This is a genomic window from Nostoc sp. TCL26-01 (assembly GCF_013393945.1).
Classification (GTDB): Bacteria; Cyanobacteriota; Cyanobacteriia; order Cyanobacteriales; family Nostocaceae; genus Trichormus.
Window position 1 is genome coordinate 924,614 of the sequence record NZ_CP040297.1, and the last position, 22,297, is coordinate 946,910.

At 41.2% G+C, this 22,297-nt stretch carries 18 protein-coding genes; 8 read left to right on the forward strand and 10 right to left on the reverse strand.

All coding sequences use genetic code 11. The features are described from left to right. Positions 1-15: 15 nt before the first annotated feature. The 3 genes from FD725_RS03865 to FD725_RS03875 all read left to right on the forward strand — a co-directional run bounded on the left by FD725_RS03865 (position 16) and on the right by FD725_RS03875 (position 4,018). Complete coding sequence (locus FD725_RS03865) at positions 16-1,002, forward strand: ABC transporter ATP-binding protein (protein WP_179046897.1); 987 nt, start codon at positions 16-18, stop codon at positions 1,000-1,002. Positions 1,003-1,432: 430 nt separating this feature from the next. After that, positions 1,433-2,935: an SLBB domain-containing protein gene (locus FD725_RS03870; protein WP_179046898.1), complete on the forward strand. Its 1,503-nt coding sequence runs from the start codon at positions 1,433-1,435 to the stop codon at positions 2,933-2,935. 249 nt (positions 2,936-3,184) lie between these two features. Then, complete coding sequence (locus tag FD725_RS03875) at positions 3,185-4,018, forward strand: SPFH domain-containing protein (RefSeq protein ID WP_179046899.1); 834 nt, start codon at positions 3,185-3,187, stop codon at positions 4,016-4,018. Positions 4,019-4,124: 106 nt separating this feature from the next. Here FD725_RS03875 and folP read toward each other — a convergent pair whose 3' ends face one another. The 3 genes from folP to FD725_RS03890 form a co-directional block, all read right to left on the reverse strand. Then, positions 4,125-4,970, reverse strand: a complete 846-nt coding sequence (gene folP, locus FD725_RS03880) for a dihydropteroate synthase (RefSeq protein ID WP_179046900.1) — start codon at positions 4,968-4,970, stop codon at positions 4,125-4,127. A gap of 83 nt (positions 4,971-5,053) precedes the next feature. After that, on the reverse strand, positions 5,054-5,779 hold the full coding sequence (gene tpiA, locus FD725_RS03885) for a triose-phosphate isomerase (RefSeq protein ID WP_179051414.1): 726 nt from the start codon (positions 5,777-5,779) through the stop codon (positions 5,054-5,056). 130 nt (positions 5,780-5,909) lie between these two features. Then, positions 5,910-7,439: a bifunctional UDP-sugar hydrolase/5'-nucleotidase gene (locus FD725_RS03890; protein ID WP_256871841.1), complete on the reverse strand. Its 1,530-nt coding sequence runs from the start codon at positions 7,437-7,439 to the stop codon at positions 5,910-5,912. Between the two features lie 268 nt (positions 7,440-7,707). Between FD725_RS03890 and FD725_RS03895 the strand changes: the two genes are divergently transcribed. The 3 genes from FD725_RS03895 to FD725_RS03905 all read left to right on the forward strand — a co-directional run bounded on the left by FD725_RS03895 (position 7,708) and on the right by FD725_RS03905 (position 10,483). Next, positions 7,708-8,655: an SMP-30/gluconolactonase/LRE family protein gene (locus tag FD725_RS03895; protein WP_179046902.1), complete on the forward strand. Its 948-nt coding sequence runs from the start codon at positions 7,708-7,710 to the stop codon at positions 8,653-8,655. 33 nt (positions 8,656-8,688) lie between these two features. Next, entirely contained in the window at positions 8,689-9,237 is a 549-nt protein-coding gene (locus tag FD725_RS03900) for an antibiotic biosynthesis monooxygenase (protein ID WP_179051415.1), read from the forward strand. Between the two features lie 784 nt (positions 9,238-10,021). Beyond that, a complete protein-coding gene (locus tag FD725_RS03905; protein ID WP_179046903.1) occupies positions 10,022-10,483 on the forward strand; it encodes a hypothetical protein in 462 nt (153 codons plus the stop codon). 54 nt (positions 10,484-10,537) lie between these two features. Here FD725_RS03905 and recG read toward each other — a convergent pair whose 3' ends face one another. From recG to rpsB, 4 genes are all read right to left on the reverse strand, one after another. Then, positions 10,538-13,024: an ATP-dependent DNA helicase RecG gene (gene recG / locus FD725_RS03910; protein WP_179046904.1), complete on the reverse strand. Its 2,487-nt coding sequence runs from the start codon at positions 13,022-13,024 to the stop codon at positions 10,538-10,540. An 87-nt stretch (positions 13,025-13,111) separates the two neighbouring features. Continuing rightward, positions 13,112-13,939 carry a hypothetical protein gene (locus FD725_RS03915; protein ID WP_179046905.1) on the reverse strand — a complete coding sequence of 276 codons (828 nt, stop codon included), beginning with the start codon at positions 13,937-13,939 and terminating at the stop codon, positions 13,112-13,114. Positions 13,940-14,206: 267 nt separating this feature from the next. Continuing rightward, positions 14,207-15,151, reverse strand: a complete 945-nt coding sequence (gene tsf / locus FD725_RS03920; protein WP_179046906.1) for a translation elongation factor Ts — start codon at positions 15,149-15,151, stop codon at positions 14,207-14,209. Between the two features lie 351 nt (positions 15,152-15,502). Continuing rightward, on the reverse strand, positions 15,503-16,300 hold the full coding sequence (gene rpsB, locus FD725_RS03925) for a 30S ribosomal protein S2 (protein WP_179046907.1): 798 nt from the start codon (positions 16,298-16,300) through the stop codon (positions 15,503-15,505). Between the two features lie 185 nt (positions 16,301-16,485). Between rpsB and FD725_RS03930 the strand changes: the two genes are divergently transcribed. Next, positions 16,486-16,878, forward strand: coding sequence for a hypothetical protein (locus FD725_RS03930; protein ID WP_179046908.1), 393 nt, complete (start codon positions 16,486-16,488; stop codon positions 16,876-16,878). A 481-nt stretch (positions 16,879-17,359) separates the two neighbouring features. Here the strand turns inward: FD725_RS03930 and FD725_RS03935 are convergent, their stop codons facing one another. After that, entirely contained in the window at positions 17,360-19,726 is a 2,367-nt protein-coding gene (locus FD725_RS03935; protein ID WP_179046909.1) for a tetratricopeptide repeat protein, read from the reverse strand. A gap of 439 nt (positions 19,727-20,165) precedes the next feature. Here FD725_RS03935 and FD725_RS03940 point away from each other — a divergent pair, with 439 nt between their 5' ends. Further along, positions 20,166-20,393 (forward strand): hypothetical protein, encoded by a 228-nt coding sequence (locus FD725_RS03940; protein ID WP_179046910.1) that lies wholly within the window; start codon positions 20,166-20,168, stop codon positions 20,391-20,393. Between the two features lie 207 nt (positions 20,394-20,600). On the opposite strand, the gene FD725_RS03945 is transcribed toward FD725_RS03940, so the two are convergent. Both FD725_RS03945 and FD725_RS03950 read right to left on the reverse strand, forming a co-directional pair. Then, the gene (locus FD725_RS03945) at positions 20,601-21,680 is read right to left on the reverse strand and encodes a Photosystem Q(B) protein 1 (protein ID WP_179046911.1); all 1,080 of its coding nucleotides are present in this window, start codon (positions 21,678-21,680) and stop codon (positions 20,601-20,603) included. Positions 21,681-21,742: 62 nt separating this feature from the next. Beyond that, entirely contained in the window at positions 21,743-22,273 is a 531-nt protein-coding gene (locus FD725_RS03950) for a universal stress protein (protein ID WP_179046912.1), read from the reverse strand. Between the last annotated feature and the right edge of the window lie 24 nt (positions 22,274-22,297).

A 22,297-nucleotide genomic window follows, 5' to 3' on the forward strand; every position in this document is an offset into this window, starting at 1 on the left:
CTTAATTAAAACCAGATGCAGTCTTTTACGGACACCCCTGATTCTCACCTAACTACTGTCAACACTCCGCCAGTAGTTGTTACCTCTGAGTTGCGAAAAGTTTATCGCACTGGCTTTTGGATGAATCAAAAAGTTGTCTCCCTCAAAAGCTGTTCTTTGGAAGTTTATCAGGGAGAAACTTTTGGTTTATTGGGACCCAATGGTGCGGGGAAAACCACACTTTTAAAATTGTTATTAGGAATTATCCGTCCTACATCTGGCAAGGGATTATTATTGGGTAAACCGTTAGGCGATCGCTTAACTAAGCAACACCTTGGCTATTTACCAGAAAATCCCTATTTGTATGAATATCTCACCGGTTGGGAATTTTTGGAGTTAGCGGCTGGCTTATTTCAAATCCCTGCTAGTATACAACGTCAACGCATTCCCCAATTGCTAGATTTGGTGGGTTTATCTGTAGCTGATGCCCGCAAAAAGCAGATGCGGCGTTATTCCAAAGGAATGCTACAGCGTGTAGGCATGGCACAGGCATTAATTAATGATCCTCAATTAATATTTTTAGATGAACCCATGTCTGGTTTAGATCCCTTGGGACGTTACCGGATGCGAGAAATTATCCTATCCCTAAAAGCCGCAGGTAAGACGATTTTCTTTAATAGTCATATTTTGAGTGAAGTAGAACAAATATGCGATCGCATCGCCATTCTTACTCAAGGTGAATTAATTTGCACTGGTTCTTTGGCTGAACTCTTGGGCAGTGAAAACACATATTATGTTAAAGGTCAAGGTGGTGATTGGGAAATTCTCAAAAAATGGCTACCCAATTTAGTATTCGAGGCTGATGGTTCTTGGCAAGGAACACTGCAAGCAGATTACTATGATTTTCTCGCAAGTCTGCGTTTAATGGGTGGACAAATTATTTCCATAAACTTATCTCGTTACTCTTTAGAAGAGTTTTTCATTCAACAAATCCAAAAACAAAATATCTCAGTTAATGAGTAGTATGTAGGCTGGGTGGAGGCTTTGCGTAACCCAACAGGGATCTCAAAAACCCAGAAATCTTTGTAGAGACGTTGCAGTGCAACGTCTCTACATTCATGTTCACCAGATGTCTATTGATGTTGGGTTACCCTGCGGGTTCTCCAAAGGATTACCCAAAGCCTCAACCCAACTTCTACAATTTTCATGCAACATTTTAGCCTTGCCACATCAGTAGAACAAAGATCATATTGACGATTTCACAGAGTCAGGTTAAGCAAACTTTAAGCCAACTTTACCGAAAATTCAAACTTTAGCAAAAATATCTATCCGGAAAAGAAGACTTTTCTAGGAAAATGAGATTGTCGGGAAACCTAAATACTTAAGTATAGTCAAGATAAAAATGTTTAGACAATACTTTACCGATCGTAGTCTCTAGAGTCTAAAAATAAATATGCTTAACACAGGTTCGCTGCAATTTTTGACCCAGCCTGCTGTAAGTGCAGCTTTGTTAACGGCTGTTCATCTTATTTTACCATCTGCCAGCCTAGCTCAGGGACAACCAGTTTCACCAACTAGACCACCAGTATTTCCTAATTCTCAAACAGTACCCGTACCCAACCAACGAGTATCACCACCAGTACAAGTAGATACAAAATACTTATTAGGCGGTGGTGACCTAATTCGTGTCAATGTATTTGAAGTACCGGACTATGGTGGTGAATATCAAATTCCGCCAGGAGGAGCGATTAATTTACCTTTGATTGGTAGCATTTCTGTATTGGGATTAACCACCGAACAAGCTGCTGATGTCATTACCGATAAATATCGTCGGTTCTTAAAACGTCCCCAGATTGCTGTCAATCTTTTATCTCCCCGTCCTATCAATATTTTGGTGGCTGGAGAAGTCACCCGTCCCGGAGCTTATACTTTGAGCTTACAAGGCGGTGCGGGTAACAATCCAGGGGTACAATATCCCACAGTCCTGGCTGCACTCACCATCGCACAGGGAGTCACCTTGGCAGCTGATGTCACCGAAGTCAAACTGAAGCGGAAACTAGGCGCTTCTGGTGAACAAATTGTCACGCTGAATTTGAAAGACTTGATCCAAACAGGTAATGCCACACAAGATATTACCTTAAGGGATGGAGATGTGGTATTTGTGCCAACTGCGACTAAATTCAATGTAGCAGAAGCACGCAATTTATTTGCCGCTAACTTTGCCGCCAGTCAAACTGTACCGCGTACAGTAGCCGTCATTGGGGAAGTAAATCGTCCTGGTTCTTATCTTGTGACTACAGGTGGTGGTGCAGAAGGCGGTGCTGCTACAGGTGGTACTACAAGTAGTGGTTTACCAACCGTCACTAGAGCAATTCAATTAGCTGGTGGGATTACTTCACAAGCTGATATTCGTAATTTGAAGCTACGTAGACCCACAAGAACTGGTGGTGAACAAACCATAGACTTAAACCTTTGGCAACTGTTGCAGAGTGGAGATGTCAATCAAGACGTACTTGTGCAAGATGGAGACACAATTGTCATTCCTACTGCCACAGAGATTAACCCAGCCGAAGCGACACAATTAGCTACTACCACTTTGTCCCCTGATAAAATTCAAGTTGGTGTAGTTGGCGAAGTCAAAAGACCAGGTGCTGTAGATTTGAAACCCAATAGCTCATTAAACCAAGCATTACTGGCGGCTGGTGGCTTTAATGATGCTAGAGCTAGTAGAGGTAGTGTAGATTTAATTCGCCTGAACCCCAATGGTTCTGTAACTAAACGGGAAGTAAAAGTTGATTTTGCTCAAGGAATTAACGAACAAACCAATCCCATTCTCCGAAATAATGATGTTGTGCTAGTTGGACGCGCTGGAGCAGCTAAGACTAGTGACACCTTTAACTTGTTTGCTGGCCCACTAGGGATTATTCTCAACCTAGTGAGATTTTTCGGCATTTAATTGCCAATTTTATGAGCAACTGGGGGCGTTAGTAGGGCTTTTCGTCCCCAGATTTTAATTTATACTTAAATATTTACCGAACAGAATATGTGCGTCAGTGACCAGAATTCAGTATAAATTCTGTACTGTATTCTGACTCCTTTTAATTATCAACTAAAATTACCAACTCAAAACATTAGACTTAAAGAAAGGACATGGTGATACCGTGTCCTTTAAACTACAATTGCCCTAAAAGCTATAGGAGCATATATGGAGCCAATTATTGCAATAGTCTTAGCGCTCATCGGCTATGCCTTGGGATCTACAAAAATTATCAATGAAGGAAACGCCGCTATTGTTGAACGCTTGGGAAGAAGACATCGGACACTAAGTCCAGGTTTAAACTTTATTGTTCCTTTGGTTGATCAGATTGTGATGGAAGATACCACACGAGAGCAATTCATCGACATCAAGCCACAAAACGTGATCACCAAGGATAATATTTACCTAGAAGTTGATGCTATTCTTTATTGGCGGATTAGAGAAATTGAGAAAAGCTTTTATGCCATTGAAGACTTGCAAGGAGCGCTAACTCAGCTGGCGACAACCACCCTCCGGGAAGTGATTGCTCAAAATACCGTCGAGGAAACCAATGTCACCAGAGAAGAAATGAACCGTTCCATCTTAGGTCAGTTGAATGAGACAACAGCCAATTGGGGTGTAGAAATCATCCGCTTAGATATTCAAAGGATTACACCCCCAGAGAGTGTACGCAAGACAATGGAAGAGGAACGCGCTGCTGAATTCAAAAAACGAGCGCTCATTTCTGAAGCGGAAGGGGAACGGCAAGCAGCTATTAAAAAAGCCGAAGGAACCATGACTTCTATCCAGATCATTGCTGAAGCCTTAAGCAGCAATCCTGAAAGTAAAGAAATTCTCCGTTATTTGGTAGCTCAAGATCACATCAATGCTAGCTACAGGCTAGGAGAAAGTCAAAATGCCAAAGTAGTATTTGTAGATCCGGGAAAATCAGGTGAATTAATGAAAGAAGTTATTGCCGAGTCAGCAAATACCGAAGGTAATGGGAAAATGAGTGGTGAGTAATAGGTAATGGGTAATTGGTAATGGGTAATTGGTAATGGGTAATTGGTAAGAGTTTTACTAATGACTAATGACCATTGACCATTGACTATTGACTAATGACCAATGACTATTGACCTCGAAACAAGGCATCAGCAACTAGGGATACATCACGCATTTCTTGAACATCGTGGACGCGGAGGATATCAGCACCATGAAAAATTGCTGCACAACAGGCCGCAGCAGTTCCCCAAACTCTAGCTTTGGGATCTGGTTGGTTTAAAATCCGACCAATAAAACTTTTACGGGAAGCTCCTACTAAAATAGGACTATTGAGTGTTTTTAATGAATGCAAGCGGCGCAAAATTTCTAGGTTTTGCTCATGGTTTTTGGCAAAGCCAATACCAGGATCAATGATAATTTTGTTTTCCTCGATGCCTAGAGTTTTTGCTGTCGCTATTTGCTTGGTTAAAAAACGAGAAATTTCTGCCATTACATCTGGATAGTCAGTTAATTGCTGCATCGTCTGGGGTGTTCCTCGGATGTGCATCAAAACTATCGGTACACCTAAACTGGCTACTGTTGGCAACATTTGTGAGTCAAAAGTACCGCCAGAAATATCATTAATCATATCTGACCCTGCTTCTATAGAGGCTTTTGCTACTAATGCTCTTGTGGTATCTACAGAGATTGGTACAGAGATTTCTGATCTGATCGCTGCCAATATGGGCAATACTCGTTCTAATTCTTCGGCTATTGTGATTTGTTCTGCGCCTGGCCTAGTTGATTGACCGCCGATATCAAGAATATCAGCACCAGCTGCTACCATTGCTCTAGCTTGGGCTAAAGCGGCAGAAGTAGTATTAAATTTACCTCCATCACTAAAACTATCAGGCGTAACATTTAATACGCCCATTAAATAAGTACGCTGTCCCCAAATGAAACAGCGATCGCCAATTACTAATTTGCTACACATAGTTATTTATTGGTCATTAGTCATTAGTCATTAGTTATTGGTAGATACCTGGACTAATGACAAAGGACTAATGACTCTCCAAATCACTGATAGTTGACAATTCGAGCAAAACTTGCTGGTTCTAGACTTGCTCCACCCACCAGCACACCATCAATTTCTGGTTGAGCCATAATCTCGTCAATGTTGTTGGCTTTAACTGAGCCACCATATTGAATCGGGACATCAGGATTTTTCAATTGGCTACGAATTAAGCCAATAACCCGATTGGCCTCCTTTGTTTCACAAGTGTCACCAGTGCCTATTGCCCAAATTGGCTCGTAGGCAATAACTAAATTGTACTGATCAACATTCACTAAACCTTGATCTAGTTGGCTGATAATCAGTGATTCAGTTTCCCCAGCGTCTCTTTGTTGTTTAGTTTCACCCACACACAAAATGGGAGTTAAACCATAATATTGGGCTGCTTTTAGGCGTAAATTAACTGTCTCGTTAGTCTCTCCAAAATATTGTCGTCGTTCGCTATGGCCGACAATGACATAACGTACACCTATTTCTGTCAACATCGGGGCAGAAATTTCCCCAGTGTAGGCTCCATTTTCTACCCAATGGACATTTTGCGCTCCCAGTTGTACACGGCTACCATGTAAACTCTTGGACAAAATGCCCAAATCAGTGAAAGGAGGGCAAAGCAGCACGTCCCGTTCTTGAGGTGTGTCCTCTAATGCAGGCAGAAATTCTTGTAAAAACTCTTGGGACTCTGCCTGAGTTTTGAACATTTTCCAGTTACCGGCAATAACTATTTTCCGCACAGGTGATTTAGTCAAGTTCCTAACGCTACTAGATGCAATTTTCAGTCTAGAACTTTTTTGGGTGCAATCAGCATTTTAAATCAAAGCTTGACCGCTTTTATAGTTTTTGCTGCTCAAAAATCCTCTGTACCTACTTTACATCCGACTTGTGTATACACGGTAGCCTCACAGGATCAGGAGGGAGGGAAGACGAGGGTAGTTTCAAACCTTTAGTAGATGCTGGTTTTTTTAGCTCGTCAATTACAGCAAAACGAATATCTCGCTTTTCGGCAATTAATTTGATACCTGATTGTTGTAGATTTAAAAAGTCTAATCCTTTCTCTTTACCACTAACTAAGAAATCACTAGTAGCCACTTTGTAAGTTTTTTGTGGGTCGAGAGGTTGGTTGTTAATTAACCAATTGCCGGAATTTGCTTCTAAACTAACTTTGGCTGTTTGCAGATAGCCACCACTACCCCGATTAACTTGACCTTGGTCTAATACTCGTTTTAACAATGCGCCATTGATTTCTACTGCCACAACTTTACCACCAAAGGGCAGAATCCGAATCACATCATACTGAGTAATTGGCCCTGGTGGAATTACATCATCGACGCGAATAGAACCACCATTAAATACAGCTAAATCCGCTTCTGGTACTTCCTCTAACATAGCTGTCGCAATTAAATCAGTCAGTTTGGTTGATTTGTTGCGGACACTAGATTCTAAACCATCTAGGGAGAAGGAAATTTTGGTAATTTCTTGGTTGGGTTCAAAACCATTGGCACGAAATGCTTGATATCCTCGTTCTAACCATTCCTTAACTATGGTTGCTGTTTTTGGTTCTTCGGGGATTTTATCGGTGACGGGTATAAGACGAGAATTAATTTGCAACTGACGCTTTGTTGTGTCGTAGCTTAATTGATGGACGTATACTGTACGCGCATTGGCATCTGCTTTAAAAATGGGTGTAAAGTCTCGGCCCCGCCATTGTTGGATATTTTCATGTTCGTGACCTCCGAGAATGATATCAATTTCGGGGACAGTTTCGGCTAATCTGTGATCATCGGCAATTGTCAGATGAGAAATAGCTACGATGATATCCACCTTGCCCTGCAATGCTTGCACCTGCTGTTGGACTGTGGTGATGGGGTCAGTGTAACTGACATATTTAGGTTTATTACTATCCAAGGTCACGCCAATTAAGCCAATTTTGACTACAGTACCGCGATCGCCTTTGACATTAAATATAATGTTTCGGGGAACACTTTTGAATGGTTGCCCTTGACTATCCGATACATTACTGGAAACCCAGCGAAAACGAGATTCTTGCAATCTCTGATAAAACAAGTTTTCTGGCAAGTCAAACTCATGATTCCCAAAGGTGGCATAGTTCAACCCCAAGGCATTCATCACAGACACCATTTGTTGACCAGCCAAGGGTATACCATTAATTTTGGCAGTACCTAAAGCTGAGGGACTAAAAAAGTCACCAGCTAAGATAGTGTATGTGCGGGGATTGGCTTTGGAAAGTTGTTGTCTAATGGTAGCCACACGAGCCAAACCGCCACGAGTCCCGCCCTCGACTGGGGTAATTTCGTAGATATCGTTGAGTTGCAGCAAATTAATTTTGACAACTTCTGCTAGGACAGGAGTGGCTAAAGTGACCGTAGCTAGCACCGATAAAACTATGCTGCATCCCTGGTGAATAAGTTTCATATTGAGCTAAAAAACTTGATTTGCCGGAACTGATTTTAAAGGGTTCATTGTCGGTAAAGGGCAAATTTTCAGCCAAAATTTAGAACTTAGTCAGAATACCTAAGACTTGAGTAGTATTTACTGCTGATTCTAGTAAGATTTGCGGTATTGTAAATACGGTTTGAATAATTGCACAAATTGACTGGGTAGACAAAACAAAATTAGTAACGTTCAGGAGAGTTGCAACTATATGGAAGTTACAGTCGGTTTACCCCCTATTTACGCAGATGCGCCAGTTGATCTGGCATCTGCCCAAGTTATTGCTTCATTTCCAGTTAACACTTTTTTAGAGAATCTAGCGATCGCTCCCGATGGCACTATTTTTATCACCAATCATGAAGTCGGGCAAATCGTGCGGATTGATCCTGATGGTAGCCAGCAAATTCATGCCAGTGTTGCTGGTAAAGTCAGTGGTATAGCCTTCACAAGCAACGGGGGACTAGTAGTGCCTGGGTGGAATACTGACTCGGTAGCTGTAGTATTTCAGATCGCCCCTGATGGTTCAGTAGAAACCTTATTAACCTTGCCAGATGCAATATTTCTCAACGGTATGACACCCATATCAGAAAATCGCTATTTAATTGCTGACTCTTATCGCGGGGCAATCTGGCTACTTGATATCGCTCAACGGAGTGCTTCAATTTGGCTAGAACATCCTCTGCTGGCTCGGAGAACCTCAGACAGCAACATTCCTGCGGCTAATGGGATTAAGCATTTTCAAGGGAACATTTACGTTTCCAACACTGATAAAATGCTGCTGTTGCGAATTCCTGTAGATACACTCGGTCAATCCGGTGAGCCAGAAATCTTTGTGGAACACACTAATATCGATGATTTTGCCTTCGATGTGGAGGGAAATCTGTACGGTGCTACTCACATATATAACAGTGTAATACGTATTACCCCTGATGGCAAGACAACTGTTATTGCTCAAGCCGAGCAAAATGTCATTGGCAGTACGGCGATCGCTTTCGGTCAGCAAGAGAGCGATGGACTACACTCCGTTGGAGGCGATCGCACTAGTATTTATGTAGTAACAAATGGGGGGATGTTTTTGCCCCCACCTACAGGTGTAGTTCCCGCAACAGTTGTCAAATTGAGTGTGGGGAAACAGGGATATCCCATAACAGCGATCTAAGTAATCACTGAGATTTATATACAACTGATGGAGATGGAACAAAACGAGCAATCCGTCACGGTAGTGATTTCACAGCTTGTTAAACCCGGCTGTGAACAAGCTTACGAAGCTTGGGTCAAAGATATTGTGAGTATGTCCAGGACTTATACAGGTCATATGGGGACAAATGTGATTCGTCCTCAATCTGGTATCCGCAGCGAATATGTAATTATCTTCCGATTTGACCACTATGAAAATTTAAAAGTCTGGATGGAATCAGGCGATCGTCAACACTTGCTTAATCAGGGTAAACACTTAGTAGAATCTGACCCCCATGTCCAGCAAATTAGCGGCTTAGAAGCTTGGTTTTCCCTTCCTGGTAAACCTTTAAAAACACCACCCCGCTATAAAACTGCCTTACTAACCTGGGCAGTAGTGTTTGTCTTAATTAATCTTCTCGGTACTCTTCTGCGACCCCTACTTAGTAGCTTATCACCATTACTTGCATCTGTGATTACCTCTGGGATTATGGTCGTACTTTTAACCTATGTTGTGATGCCCAGAGTCAGCCGTTTATTTAGTCGGTGGCTATATGGGAAATAGTTAAGATAATTCGTAATTCGTAATTCGTAATACCGCTACGCCGAAGCAAGCTACGTAATTCTTGCCAAAGGCGAGAAGTAGTATGTTAGTAGGTTGGGTGGAGGCTTTGCGTAACCCAACATGATCTGAGGAACCCAATGTATATCTTGGTGTTGGGTGAAGCTACTGCTACAGCCAACCTACAATTTTATTGCCACATTTTAGCCTAGACACGCCACTAGTTTGAGTTTTTAGCCTTAACTGAACCGGATTGAGGTTTAATTCTCATTAAACATGAATCATAGCGTTTCCCAGTTGAGTGAGGTACATATTTTTAGTCAACAGAGGCTACCCGCATTTCTCACAAGCTGTAGGGGTGGGTTAATACAGTTATCAGTTATCAGTTATCAGTTAACGCTGATTCAATTATCTTGACTGATAACTGTTCACTGTTAAAGTGGGAGACTTAAACCCAATTATCTTGACTGATAACTGTTTACTGATAACTGATAACTGATTTAACCCCCCCTACGACCTCTGGACTAGAAAAGCTGTACTTCATCGGCATGAAAATCGCTATATTACTGATCATGGAATTTAGTAATAATTTTTCTTTCGCCAGAGTCACAAAGACGGAATCAGCTACTTATAATTGAGAAACTAACTCATACAATTTATTTTTTTGCACCTAATTGCATAAATTGATGTGAAAGAGATGAGAAGTAATTACGCCAATTGTGGAAGATAAATATTCCATAAAATATCAAATTTATTTACCCCATTTTAGGGGTATGAGGTAACACTTATGATTCATCACATATCTATTTCTGTAGAAAACCCCCAGCACGTTGCTCAAGTCCTGGCAGAAGTATTAAATGGACAAGCTTATCCATTTTTTCCTCATCCAGGTAGCTATATGGTTTTTCCGATGGATGAATATGGCACTGGCATTGAAGTGTATCCTTTAAAAACTCAGCTAAAGCCGGGTGAAAGTGATAGTCCGTGTCAATTTGTTGAAGCTACTAGTGCTTCTGGATTTACTGCTACTCATGCGGCTATCTCTGTTGCAACTACGCAAGAAAAAATCGAAGAAATTGGCAGACGAGAAGGTTGGAGAGTAGTCCGTTGCAACCGTGATTCCTTTTTTGATGTGATGGAATTTTGGTTAGAAAACAAAATCATGATTGAACTATTAACACCAGAAATGTCAGCGCAATATATAGCAGTTACACGTCCTGAAAATTTGCAACAAGCATTTGCGGCTTAACTCTATAGTTTTCGTCGTAATTATTCGGTGGGCAATGCCCACCTAAATCTTTCATCAAGTTAAAATCGCCCCACCCATCAATTTTTCATAGCGATATTTCAACTCGGCTTTCATCAATAGCCAACGCTCTAAACTTGCATCCATTTCTATTACTTTCTCTGCTGCTTGTCGAGCTAAGATTAAAATTTCTTCATCTTCTACTAAACTAGCCAAGGTAAAATCAGGCACACCAGATTGGCGAGTTCCTAGCACCTCCCCAGGCCCACGAAAACGCATATCCATTTCGGAGATGAAAAAGCCATCTTGGGACTGTTCCAATACCTTCAGACGTTGTTGTGCATCAGGGCTGCGCGAACTACTCATCAACAAACAGTACGACTGCGCTGCACCTCGTCCCACCCGTCCCCGTAATTGGTGTAATTGTGATAAGCCAAAGCGTTCGGCATTTTCAATGAGCATGACAGTAGCATTAGGTACGTCTACACCAACCTCAACTACAGTTGTCGATACTAAAATCTGCGTTTGATTGTCTCGAAACTTGGTAATGGCTTCGTCTTTTTCCGCAGAACTCATGCGACCATGTAGTAAGCCGACTTGAAACTCAGGAAAAATACTTTCTTGTAACTTTTGATGTTCTTCTACAGCCGATCGCAAGTCTAGTTTCTCTGATTCTTCTACCAATGGCAAGACTACATAAGTTTGCCTACCCTGAGCGATTTCTCGGCGGATGAGGTCATAAGCATGGCTGCGTTCTTGACCACTTAACATGGTGGTTTGAATCTTTTGTCGTCCTGGGGGTAACTCATCAATTTGACTGACATTCATATCCCCATGAATAGTTAACGCCAGTGTCCGAGGTATGGGTGTGGCAGTCATAGTTAATACATGGGGTTGTTCACCTTTTTGTTGTAACAATGCCCGTTGTTTCACCCCAAAACGGTGTTGTTCATCAATGACGACTAACCCCAAACGCTGAAAGTTTACCGCGTCTTGGATTAAGGCATGAGTTCCCACCAACAAAGGTAATTCACCAGTTTCTAACTGGGAATGAATTTGTCGCCGTTTCACAGTTTTGGTGGAACCTGTCAGCAATTCTACGGGTAAATGTAACAGGTTAAACCAGCCGACTAATTTACGATAATGCTGTTCTGATAATACTTCTGTAGGAGCCATCAGCGCCGCTTGATAGCCAGCTTGAATCGCTGCGAGAATTGCTACCACTGCTACCACCGTTTTCCCTGAACCCACATCACCCTGAACTAAACGATTCATCGGTGTGGGTTGTTGCAAATCGTTGAGGATATCGTTGAGGACTCGTTGCTGTGCGCCTGTGAGTCGAAATGGCAGTAATTCGTAAAACTTTTCAATTAACTGACCTTTGGGAGCCAAGATAGCACTAGTTTGGATTGCCCTGGCTTGCTGCTGGCGTTGTAGTAAACCCAATTGCAGGTAGAAAAATTCATCAAAGACAAGACGACGACGGGCAGCTTGTAGAGTAGCACTATCATCAGGGAAGTGGATGTTAGCGATCGCCTCCTTTAATTCCATCAAACCATACTTTTCCCGCAAACCTTTCGGCAAGGGGTCTTTTAACTGAGTCGCTGCCGGTAAAGCTGCCAAGACGGCTTGTCTCACCATACTGGCCATGACTCCCTCAGTCAGTCCATAAATCGGTACTACCCTGCCAATGGTCAAGGATTCAATTGTGTCCCCTGGGTGCGCTAAAATTTCCAATTCCGGATTATCTAGCGTTAAACCGTATTTAGTCCCTTTGACTAAACCACAAGCTGCCAACACACTACCCACTGGATAGCGACGTTTTAAGCTTTCTTGCCAAGCGCGACTAGTAAACCGCGCCCCCGCAGAAAAACGACTGACTTTAATTTGACCTGTATTATCTTTGAGGATTAATTCTAAGATCGATAATTTCTGATTTTTGGGACTGGTAAAACAGTGACATTTTTTGACTGTAGCGACAATTGTGACTGTCTCACCCCCTTGCAACTCCCGGATATTTACTTGCTTTGCATAATCAATATGGTCACGGGGATAGTAAAACAGTAAGTCACGTACAGTATACAAACCCAACGCAGCTAATTTATCAGCTCTGCGAATCCCTATCTCTGGTAATTCACTCAATTTTTGCTCAATTTTTGGAGCTAACCGCCGACTCACTTCCTCCACCAGAGGCGCAGCATTAGGAATTTTGGGTTGGTAACTTCTTCCCTGCTCCTCCGCCTTACTTCCTTGCTCCTGCGGCTCCTCTTGCTCTTTTTGCAGTTGGTAAAGATATCTCCGAGTTTCGGCTATGAGATGTTGTCTATTTTTTAAATCCAGATTGGGATAGTTAGCAAATTGCCCTGCCATTTCTTGCCAGCGACGGCGTTCTGTTGGCGGTAAAACTGGCGGAAATTTGCCAAAAGTCAGGCTAAGAAATTCACTAAAACGGTATTGTTTCCCCAGCAAGTCTGTAAAGCCGTGTTCTGCTTCCACTGCTAAGGCTTTGTGCAATCTTACCCAATCTGGTTGCTCATTAGTCATTGGTTAATAGTCATTAGTCATTAGTCATTAGTCAATGGTTATATGGTCAATAGTCATTACTTTTGACTCTGGACTGTGGACTATTGACTAATCTTCATACCAACTAGAACGCCATGCAGCCTCGGCTTCGGCAACTGAACGTTCCTTTTGCTTTTTTTGGTACTCTCGTCCTAGCTGGTTTAGCTGGGTTAAGATGTGACGAATTTGCTTACGTTCAGAGGAAAGGGCTGGGTCAGCAAATTCTATCTCTCCTAAGCGTAAATTAATTGTAATAATTTGTGTGAGACTCGACTCCTCTGGGTCTTGCTCATTTTCTACTTCGATGACTAAATTCAACAAGTTGGGTGGCCCTGGCATCATTTCTGCCGCAGCTTCGGAGGCAGCTACAGCAGCTTCTAAAATGGGTTCTGGTAATTTTTTGGGTAAAACTTTGGCTTTTTGCAATATTGTATTAGCTTCATGAGAAATTCTTCTCAATGTCCGTTGTGTTTCTTCTTCTAGATGCTGTTGCCATTTTGCTAGTTCTACCGGGTTAGAAGTGTTATGAGTATAAACCTGTAGAGTTGAATTACTGATTGACTCAACAGAGGTTACTTCCTCATCTTCCTCGATTTCCTCAATCTCCCCAACTTCTTGACTTGTCAACTGAGCTAGTAATTGCTCAACAGCTTGTTTACCTAATTTCCGAATACTTTGTTGTAATTGCTGCCGTTGATTTAATGACAGCTGGAGAAAGTTTTCGGGATACCCTTGAGTACACAGGTGATAACTTGCCAAGATTAATTGTTTTCCTAGTGCTTGCCCCAAGATAGTCAGATAACTAGTATAAGCACTATGGAGTTGTGAGGCGATCGCTCCTATCGCTTCTTGCAAAACGGCAATATCCTGCTCAATTCGCTCAATTGCTCTCGCCATAATAATTTAGACTTTTTGCCAGTACACTATTTTATAGTACAAAAGTACTGAATATCTACAAATAATCAACAAAATTTTATTATGAATAAATTAATAGACATCTGGTAGAAATTAATTTTGCGTTGCCCGAAATTCTTGTAGAGACGTTGCACTGCAACGTCTCTACATTCATTTTCCCCAGATGTCTAATAAAATACAGGTCAGGCTATTTGCTTGACCTGTTTAAGTAACAGACACTTAAAAGTCTACAGTCAACTAATGACTAAACTATGACTGCAAACCCATTTGAGCAGCCACTTCTTCAGCAAAGCTGATTTCTTGCTTCTCAATGCCTTCACCCAGGATGTAGCGGACGAAGCGATGCACTTTGATGTCTTCGCCGACTTTTGCCTTAATTTGTTTAAGCAAGTCTTCCACAGAAATACTTTGATCACGAATGTAAGGCTGGTCAACCAGAGTTAGTTCTTTGAGGCGTTTTTCAATCCGGCCTTGAACAATCTTTTCTCTGATATTTTCTGGTTTATTTGCCAAGTCATCCTTGCCCATTTCGATGTCTTTTTCTTTTTGGACAATTTCGGCAGGGATTTGATCTACACTGACGTACTCGACATTGGGACAAGCGGCAACTTGCATTGCGGCGTTGCGTGCCAAAGCTTGAAATTCTTCGTTAGCTGCTGCTGACTCAGATTTTGAGTTGAGTTCAACCAAGACACCAACTCGACCACCAGTATGAATGTAGCTGTCTACTACTCCTGGTTGATCTGCTAGGGCAAAATTAATAAACCGACGTACCTGAATATTTTCACCTAAATTAGCAATGGTTTGCTTGATGAATTCTTCTACAGTAACGCTAGTATCTTCAATGTAGGGTTGAGCTAACAAAGACTCAACACTATCGGCAGTTGCTGCGAGCTTGGCTAGATTTTTGACTAAACTTTTAAAAGCATCGTTGCGAGCAACAAAGTCTGTTTGGCAGTTGACTTCAATGAGTACGCCTACCTGACCACCTGGTTCAATATAGGTGTCTATCAAACCTTCTGCCGCAATGCGATCGCTTTTTTTACCCGCCGAGGCAATGCCCTTTTTCCGTAGCCAATCTACGGCTTCGTCTACGTTGCCATCAGTTTCTTTTAACGCTTTTTTGCAGTCCATCATGCCTGCACCAGTTTTTTGGCGTAGCTCTTGGACGAGTTTTGCAGATATTTCCGCCATGTTGCCTCAATTCCTAACTTGACCTCGAGTTATATTCACTCACCAAAACAGTGTTGAGTTAAAAGTGCTGCTAGTATAGCGGCGCTGAGTAGTTGAAAATCAACAACTGGTTTTCTGTATCCCGGTTTTATGTTCGAGTCCCCAACAAAATCGCTGGTTGATGCTCTTAACTTTTATTTCGGGATCATCCTCAGCCACGCCAGTGACCATAAAGCACCAGCTGCTTACGATTCATGACTCATCACTACGCAAGTGTGTTGAGTATTTCTATCTTACTCAGCGCTGGTGAAGAAAAAACGATGAAATTTTAAGTTTGCCGGATGAAGGATCATCCTTCATCCTCAAAGTTGCTTATTCTTCTTCGTCTTCGTCGTCGGGAATCAGCGAGTCTGTGTAGTCGCTTTCATCATAATCGTACTCTTCTTCACCGCCTTCGTAGTCGTCGTATTCTTCTTCTACGTCTAGCTGACCATGACGACCTTCATAAATGGCATCAGCCAATTTACCAACAATCAATTTAATTGATCTGATGGCATCGTCGTTAGCTGGGATGGGGATATCTACTACATCTGGGTCACAGTTGGTATCCAACATAGACACAATGGGAATACTCAACTTCTGGCATTCTTGGACTGCATTATACTCCCGGCGTTGGTCTACAATCACTACAACATCGGGAACTTTCCGCATTGTTTTAATGCCACCCAAGTATTTTTGCAGCTTGACCATTTCTCGCCGCAGCATGGATGCTTCTTTTTTTGGCAATAAATCGAGAGCGCCGTTTTCTTCCCGACGTTCTAAATCTTTGAGGCGGTCTACTCTGGTTTTGATGGTTGTCCAGTTGGTCAGCATTCCACCCAACCAGCGCTGGTTAATATAATGTGAACCGCAACGAGCTGCTTCTTGGGCAATAATCCCTGCTGCTTGACGCTTTGTACCGACAAACAGGAATTTCTTGCCTTGCTCGGCTTGCGATCGCATATAGTTATAAGCCTCATCCATCAAATGAGCTGTTTGTACCAAATCGATGATATGCACACCATTGCGGGATGTGTATATGTATGGAGACATTTTCGGGTTCCAACGTCGGGTTTGATGCCCAAAGTGAACTCCTGACTCCATCATCTGAGCCAATGAAACGACTGGCATATTTTATTTCTCCTATTCGGGTTAAACCTCCATCCAGGCGCATTTCCCCAAGGGAAACACCCGAATTCCCGGATGTGCGAGATTAATTTGCTATCCTAGCGTAGCATATTTGTGTTGGTGTTGGGGAAGCAGGGGACGAGGGAAAATCATTTTCAGGTTTTGCACCAATAATTGAGGATGGCAATATGTCAACTAATGATGAAGTAATTAATCAATTACAAACTGTAATTTTTCAATTAAAAAATAACTCAAATCAGCAAATAGATGTACAGGAATTACATAAAATAGAAGCAGAGTTAGAAAATATTTTACCCCAGATTCAATTTGAACTGACAAATGCCAGGATGGAGAGTAATTGGGAACAAGCACAGCAGTTGAGTGAAGCATCACAAGAATGTCAAAATGCGCTCAATAGTGTGAGGTCGGCAATTATCAGATCAACTATTATTGGGATTAATCAAGACAATTTGACAGAAATGCAGAAAATATTAGATGAGGTGAAAGCTGCATCTAAAACTCAACAGCGAATTAATATTATTATCTCGTCCTTACGCTTTGTCAAAAGAATCTTAGGTTAATCAAGAAATTTATTGCCAGAAGCCAGCAAATAGCAGAGGCAAGAGGATTAACCCAAAAATGATTAAAGCCAAAGTTCCTGGATCAATTTTGATGTGATTATCTTCTGGTTTAGACATTGATTAATTACTGTTTTGATTAATTTGATAATGTAATTTTAGCAAATTTTGTCAAAGACTAGGAATATTTAACAGTGAACAGTTATCAGTAAACAGTTATCAGTCAAGATAATTGAATCAGCGTTAACTGATAACTGATAACTGATTTAAATCCCCCACCATCCGCCGTTAGAGGACGTTGGAAAAGTCTGTTTCTTTGTCATGTTGAATGCAGCGTAGCGGAATGAAACATCTCAGTATGTGCCACAAAACCTAGATTCTTCCTGACGCTCCGCTTCAGTCAGAATGACATTTTTATACCTACTGAAACTTTTCCAACACCCTCTTAGGACTGGTAACTGATAACTGATAACTGATAACTGATTTAAAACCGCATCATCGCTGATTGTACCTTCTCAACTTGCTTAGGTGCAGGCATATCATGAAAAAGTGCGATCGCTTGCTCAAAGTTTTCTCGGCTCTTGCTAATATTACCCGTTTTTTGATAAGTTAAACCTAGTTGATAGTATGCTTTAGCTAAATTGCATTTATCAGATACTCGATTCATGTTAGCGATCGCTTCTAAATGCTTATCGACCGCCACGGTAAATTCTCCTTGTTCTCGATACAACGATGCTAGACAAGATATGGCTCTGGCTTCTAAGAAGCTAAACTGGTTTTTTTGACAATGGCTAATAGCTTGATGGCAAGTTGCTAAAGCAGTTTCTATCTGTCCTAAATTTTTATAAGTTAAGCTGATAAAAAGTAAACTTGTCCCTCTGCCCCAGGAAGTTAACCTATCATTGGCTAATCCGGCTTTTGCTTCTTCTAACATATCAGGTACATTTTCATTTTGCCCTACAGAAGAGTCTAAATAAGCTAGACAACAGAGAGAATAAACTACATATTGATAATAATTAATGTCGGTAGCGGCAATGTTTTTGACTGAGTGGAAAATATGCTTTGCTCCCTCCACTTCCCACAAGTCTATATAACACAGTCCTAAATTAAAACTGCTAGATATCCTTTCTTGAAAAAAGTTATATTTCTCAGCAATTTGGTTAGCGTGTAGGTGACAGTCAATTGCTAATGTAATATTCCCTATTTGATGATAAGCTCTACCTAAAATATTGTATAGGGTATTCAAGTGATAGTCAGAAATGAGATTTTCAATTAGGGGTTTAATCACCGAAATCAAAGTTTTTAATAAACCTAATCTGTTAAATAGTACCCCTAAAGAAATACTATTATCCCATTTGTTTTTTCGCCCACTAATAATCACATTTGCGGCTTGTTCAAAGTCACTAATTTCCATATAATGATGATAAGCCTCTAATGCCATCAGAGCATCTTGAGGATTTTCGACTCTGGTGACATTATCGTTCCAAAATTCGGCAGCTTTGCGGTTAGCGACTTGCCATTCCCCGCTTTGCTTTAAACGAGCGATCGCTTCTGTACAAATCACTGGATGTAACCAGTATTTACCCTTACGAAATTCAATCATCAATCGGTCAGACAGAGATTTAATCACTCGTTTGCATTGCTGTTCTAGCACATCCCAAAGTAAACATTGCAATCCTTGGACACTCACATGAGTTATGTGTTGATAGCGATAGCATCCCAAACGGCAAAGTAATCGATAGGCTTCACTATCCATCTGTTCTAAACGATCAAATTGACTAGCAACTAAGTTTTTTAATTCTGGTTCAATCAACAAATCATTCTTATTTTCTCGCCAATAAACATCAGCATCTCTTTCAAAATCGGTAATGATCGCCCCACTGATAATTTGCATGGCTTTAGCATTACCACCAAAAGCAACACACATTTCCTGGAGAGCATGAGAATTACATTTAATTTGACAGCTAGTAAAGAATTGTTGCCAAACTGACTCATCCAAACCTTCTAAAGGATAGAAAGTCACATCAACCCCAGATTCGTACAGACGTTCACGACTAGTAATTAAGGTGATTGATTGACTAGTGGAATCTGCCAAAACTCTGAATAGTTCCACATAGAGGCGACAAGCAGGGATAATTCTGCCATTTCTGTCTAAAGCTGACTCCAAATTGTCAATTAATACCCCTATCTTGCGAGTTTCATCACGCAGCTTGCGCCGTAATCGATCTAAATTTATCCCAAACTCTTTTCCTGGTTCTTCGTTAAAGTCTACCGTCAACCATTCTTCAACCACACTTTCCACAGGAACAATGTTTTGGCTTTCCTTTGCCATCCACAAATCCAGGAAATAAAACCCTTGAGTCTTAAAAAATTTCCGGGCTAATCTGGTTTTACCAACGCCGCCTTCACCTTGAATCAGAATCATCTTCACACCTCGACTGACAAGGTGATTGAGTTCGGCTATTTCCTGATCCCGTCCGAAAAAGTTATCATCCGATGCTTGTGACTTGCCATTGTCGATGACAAGATTTAGAATGGGGTTCTTTATTGGCGATGGCGTTCCGCCCACCGTAGGCGATCGCTGTGATTTCCAAAACCTTTGAACCACAGTAGAAAAGGTTGATTTTGATACCTTCTCTCCCAAGACATCGGAAAGGATTTGCCACAACTTTGCCCCAACAGACTTTAAATGTGCTTCTGTATAACCACAAACGTCGGCAATATTCTGATAAGTCCGTTTTTCATCCTCCCATAAATTACGTAAGATTATTCTTTGCGCTGTATCTAAACGTTCTCCTGTTGTCCGAAAAACCAAGCTATCCAAAAGCTCTAAAGCTTCTTCTGCACCCATTGATCGCCTGACTGTATCACGTGTCGTTCATTATAACCGGATTTTTACTAATTCTTTCTCTAACAGTAATACCACAAGCTACTTTTTCCTACTCAGTAGGAAATAACTTGACTACTTTATCCAACTGCATATTTACTCAGCTTGTATTATTCTTGTAATCAATACAGGCAAAGTTAAGTTAATTGCCACAAAAGATCAGGTTGAGGAGGGATGTTAAAGGCAACGCTACAACTTTTAACACAATTATGGTGCTGAGATATTGATGAAAGTAGCGGTGGCTAAATAGGCATGAAGTATTAACTAACTAGATTCTGTAGAGCGTATTTATCAATATTATGTCAATCTCTACCTATCAAAAGTAAAACCCTACTTTCGCTTCAACTAGTCAGATGACTGACTACTAGAAAAAAATATCCATCCTGAAATTGGGAGTAAACCTATGACAACCAATAAAGATACAATACTCTTCCGTTTAGTAGGTCAGTTAATTAAATATTTCTTGTTAATGTTGTTTGGTTTTGCCATTGCCTATGTTCTTTCCACAGCACTAGGAGCATTGCAGATCATTCCCTTACTAATTGCCGTTTTAAAAATGGTATTTTTACCTTTGGGAATTATTCTCATATGTTTAATTACCATCATGGTAATTCTTGAGTCTCTGCGATGATTGACTGAAAAAAATGTAGAGGTTAGGTAACACAACCTAACCTACTTCTTCCAAGGCAGCTTAGTACCCATTTCTGTTAATGCCGAAAAAACAAGATAGAGAATAAGTAAAGACACACCTGCCAAAAAAGCCAATAAATCATTATTCATAGAAGATTTATTTGATATTTTTGTAGAGACATTGCATTGCAACATCTCTACTTTTATATCATGCAACAGGCATCACAGGAATAGTTTGACCACTAGACAACACTAAAGGAAAATTATGCACATTAGGAGCGTGCATAGCAACTATGCCTAGATTAGCACGATTTAGTAAATCTGCATCTGTTCTAATGACATCACCTCGACTGTCTAAAACTGCATGATGGAAATTAAAACCATTGAGATTAAACGCCATCACACCTACACCCAATGCTGCAAACCAAATACCAATTGTCGGTAATGCTGCCAATAAGAAGTGGAAAGAACGGTGATTTCGACTACCTAAACTGGGAACAAGTAAACGTCCCAAGAAACTGTAGTGTCCTGCTAAATATTTATAGGTGAATTTTGGTTGACCAAGTTGATATCCAGCATTAATTGATTCATTGTCATCAGTTTGCCGAATCAGAGTTGAAGTCACCAATGAACCGTGCAAAGAACTCAATAAAGCACCACCAAATACCCCTGCTACTGCCAGCATATGCAATGGGTGCATGAGAATATTATGATCAGCTTGAAAAGCCAGCATAAAGTGAAAAGTACCCGCTATACCCAGAGGTAAACCATCAGCAAAGCTACCTTGTCCAATGGGGTAAATCAGTAAAACAGCTGTAGCCGCAGCCGCAGGTGCAGAGAACGCCACCGCAATCCCAGGACGCATTCCCAGACGATAACTCAATTCCCAAAGTCTGCCTAAATAACACCAAATACCAATCAAAAAATGCAGCACAATCAACTGATAAGGGCCGCCATTATACAACCATTCATCCAGCGATGCGGCTTCCCAAATAGGGTAAAAATGTAACCCAATAGCAGCAGATGTAGGCACAACGGCGGCACTAATCAAGTTGTTACCATCCAACAGCGCACCCTTAATTGGTTCACGAATACCCTCCATATCTACGCTGGGTGCAGCAATGAAAGCCAAAATAAAACAGATAGTAGCGGCTAGCAAAGTGGGAATCATGAGAACGCCAAACCAGCCAATGTAAAAACGATTTTCTGTGCTGGTAATCCTGGCGCAAAATCTATCCCACAAACCGAAGAAATCAAATTCTTGTTGACGTTGAACAATGGTACTCATGGTTTATATCTCCTAAATTCTCCGAGAAGTAGAGGGATGGAAACCTGGATGATTTGTTCATCTTAAGTAACTGGAACTGAGGATGTTTGTACAGGGGTATCTGTAGTTACAGGAATTTTTCCTTGGACTGTCAAAACAGAACAGGGGGCATGATGCAAGACATAATTGCTAACGCTACCAAGTAAAAATTCACTCAATCCATTGAGTCCGCGACGACCTAAAATAATTAAGTCAGCGTTCCAACTACGGGCTATGTCACAAATTATCCGACTAGGATCGCCAAGTTCTTGGGTAAAATCAGATGTAACACCTTGAGTGATCGCTTGATTATTTAGTAATGTCAAAAAATCAATTCCCTGTTGTTTTAAAGTGTCCCATTGCCCTACGTAATATTCCATGTTATGACTTTGAGAAGTCCCATAGGTACTCTGGGTTTCCATGACTGAAGCATCTAGAAAATCATTATCAAAAGGTGAAATAATGTGTAGCAGCAACAATTCAGCGTTGGTGGCTGTGGCTAAAGATAAAGCTTTTTCAAACACTTGGTAACCAACTTCTGAGTTGTTCAGGGCAACCAAAATTTTGTTAAACATAATAGTCCTTGGTTATTAGTCATT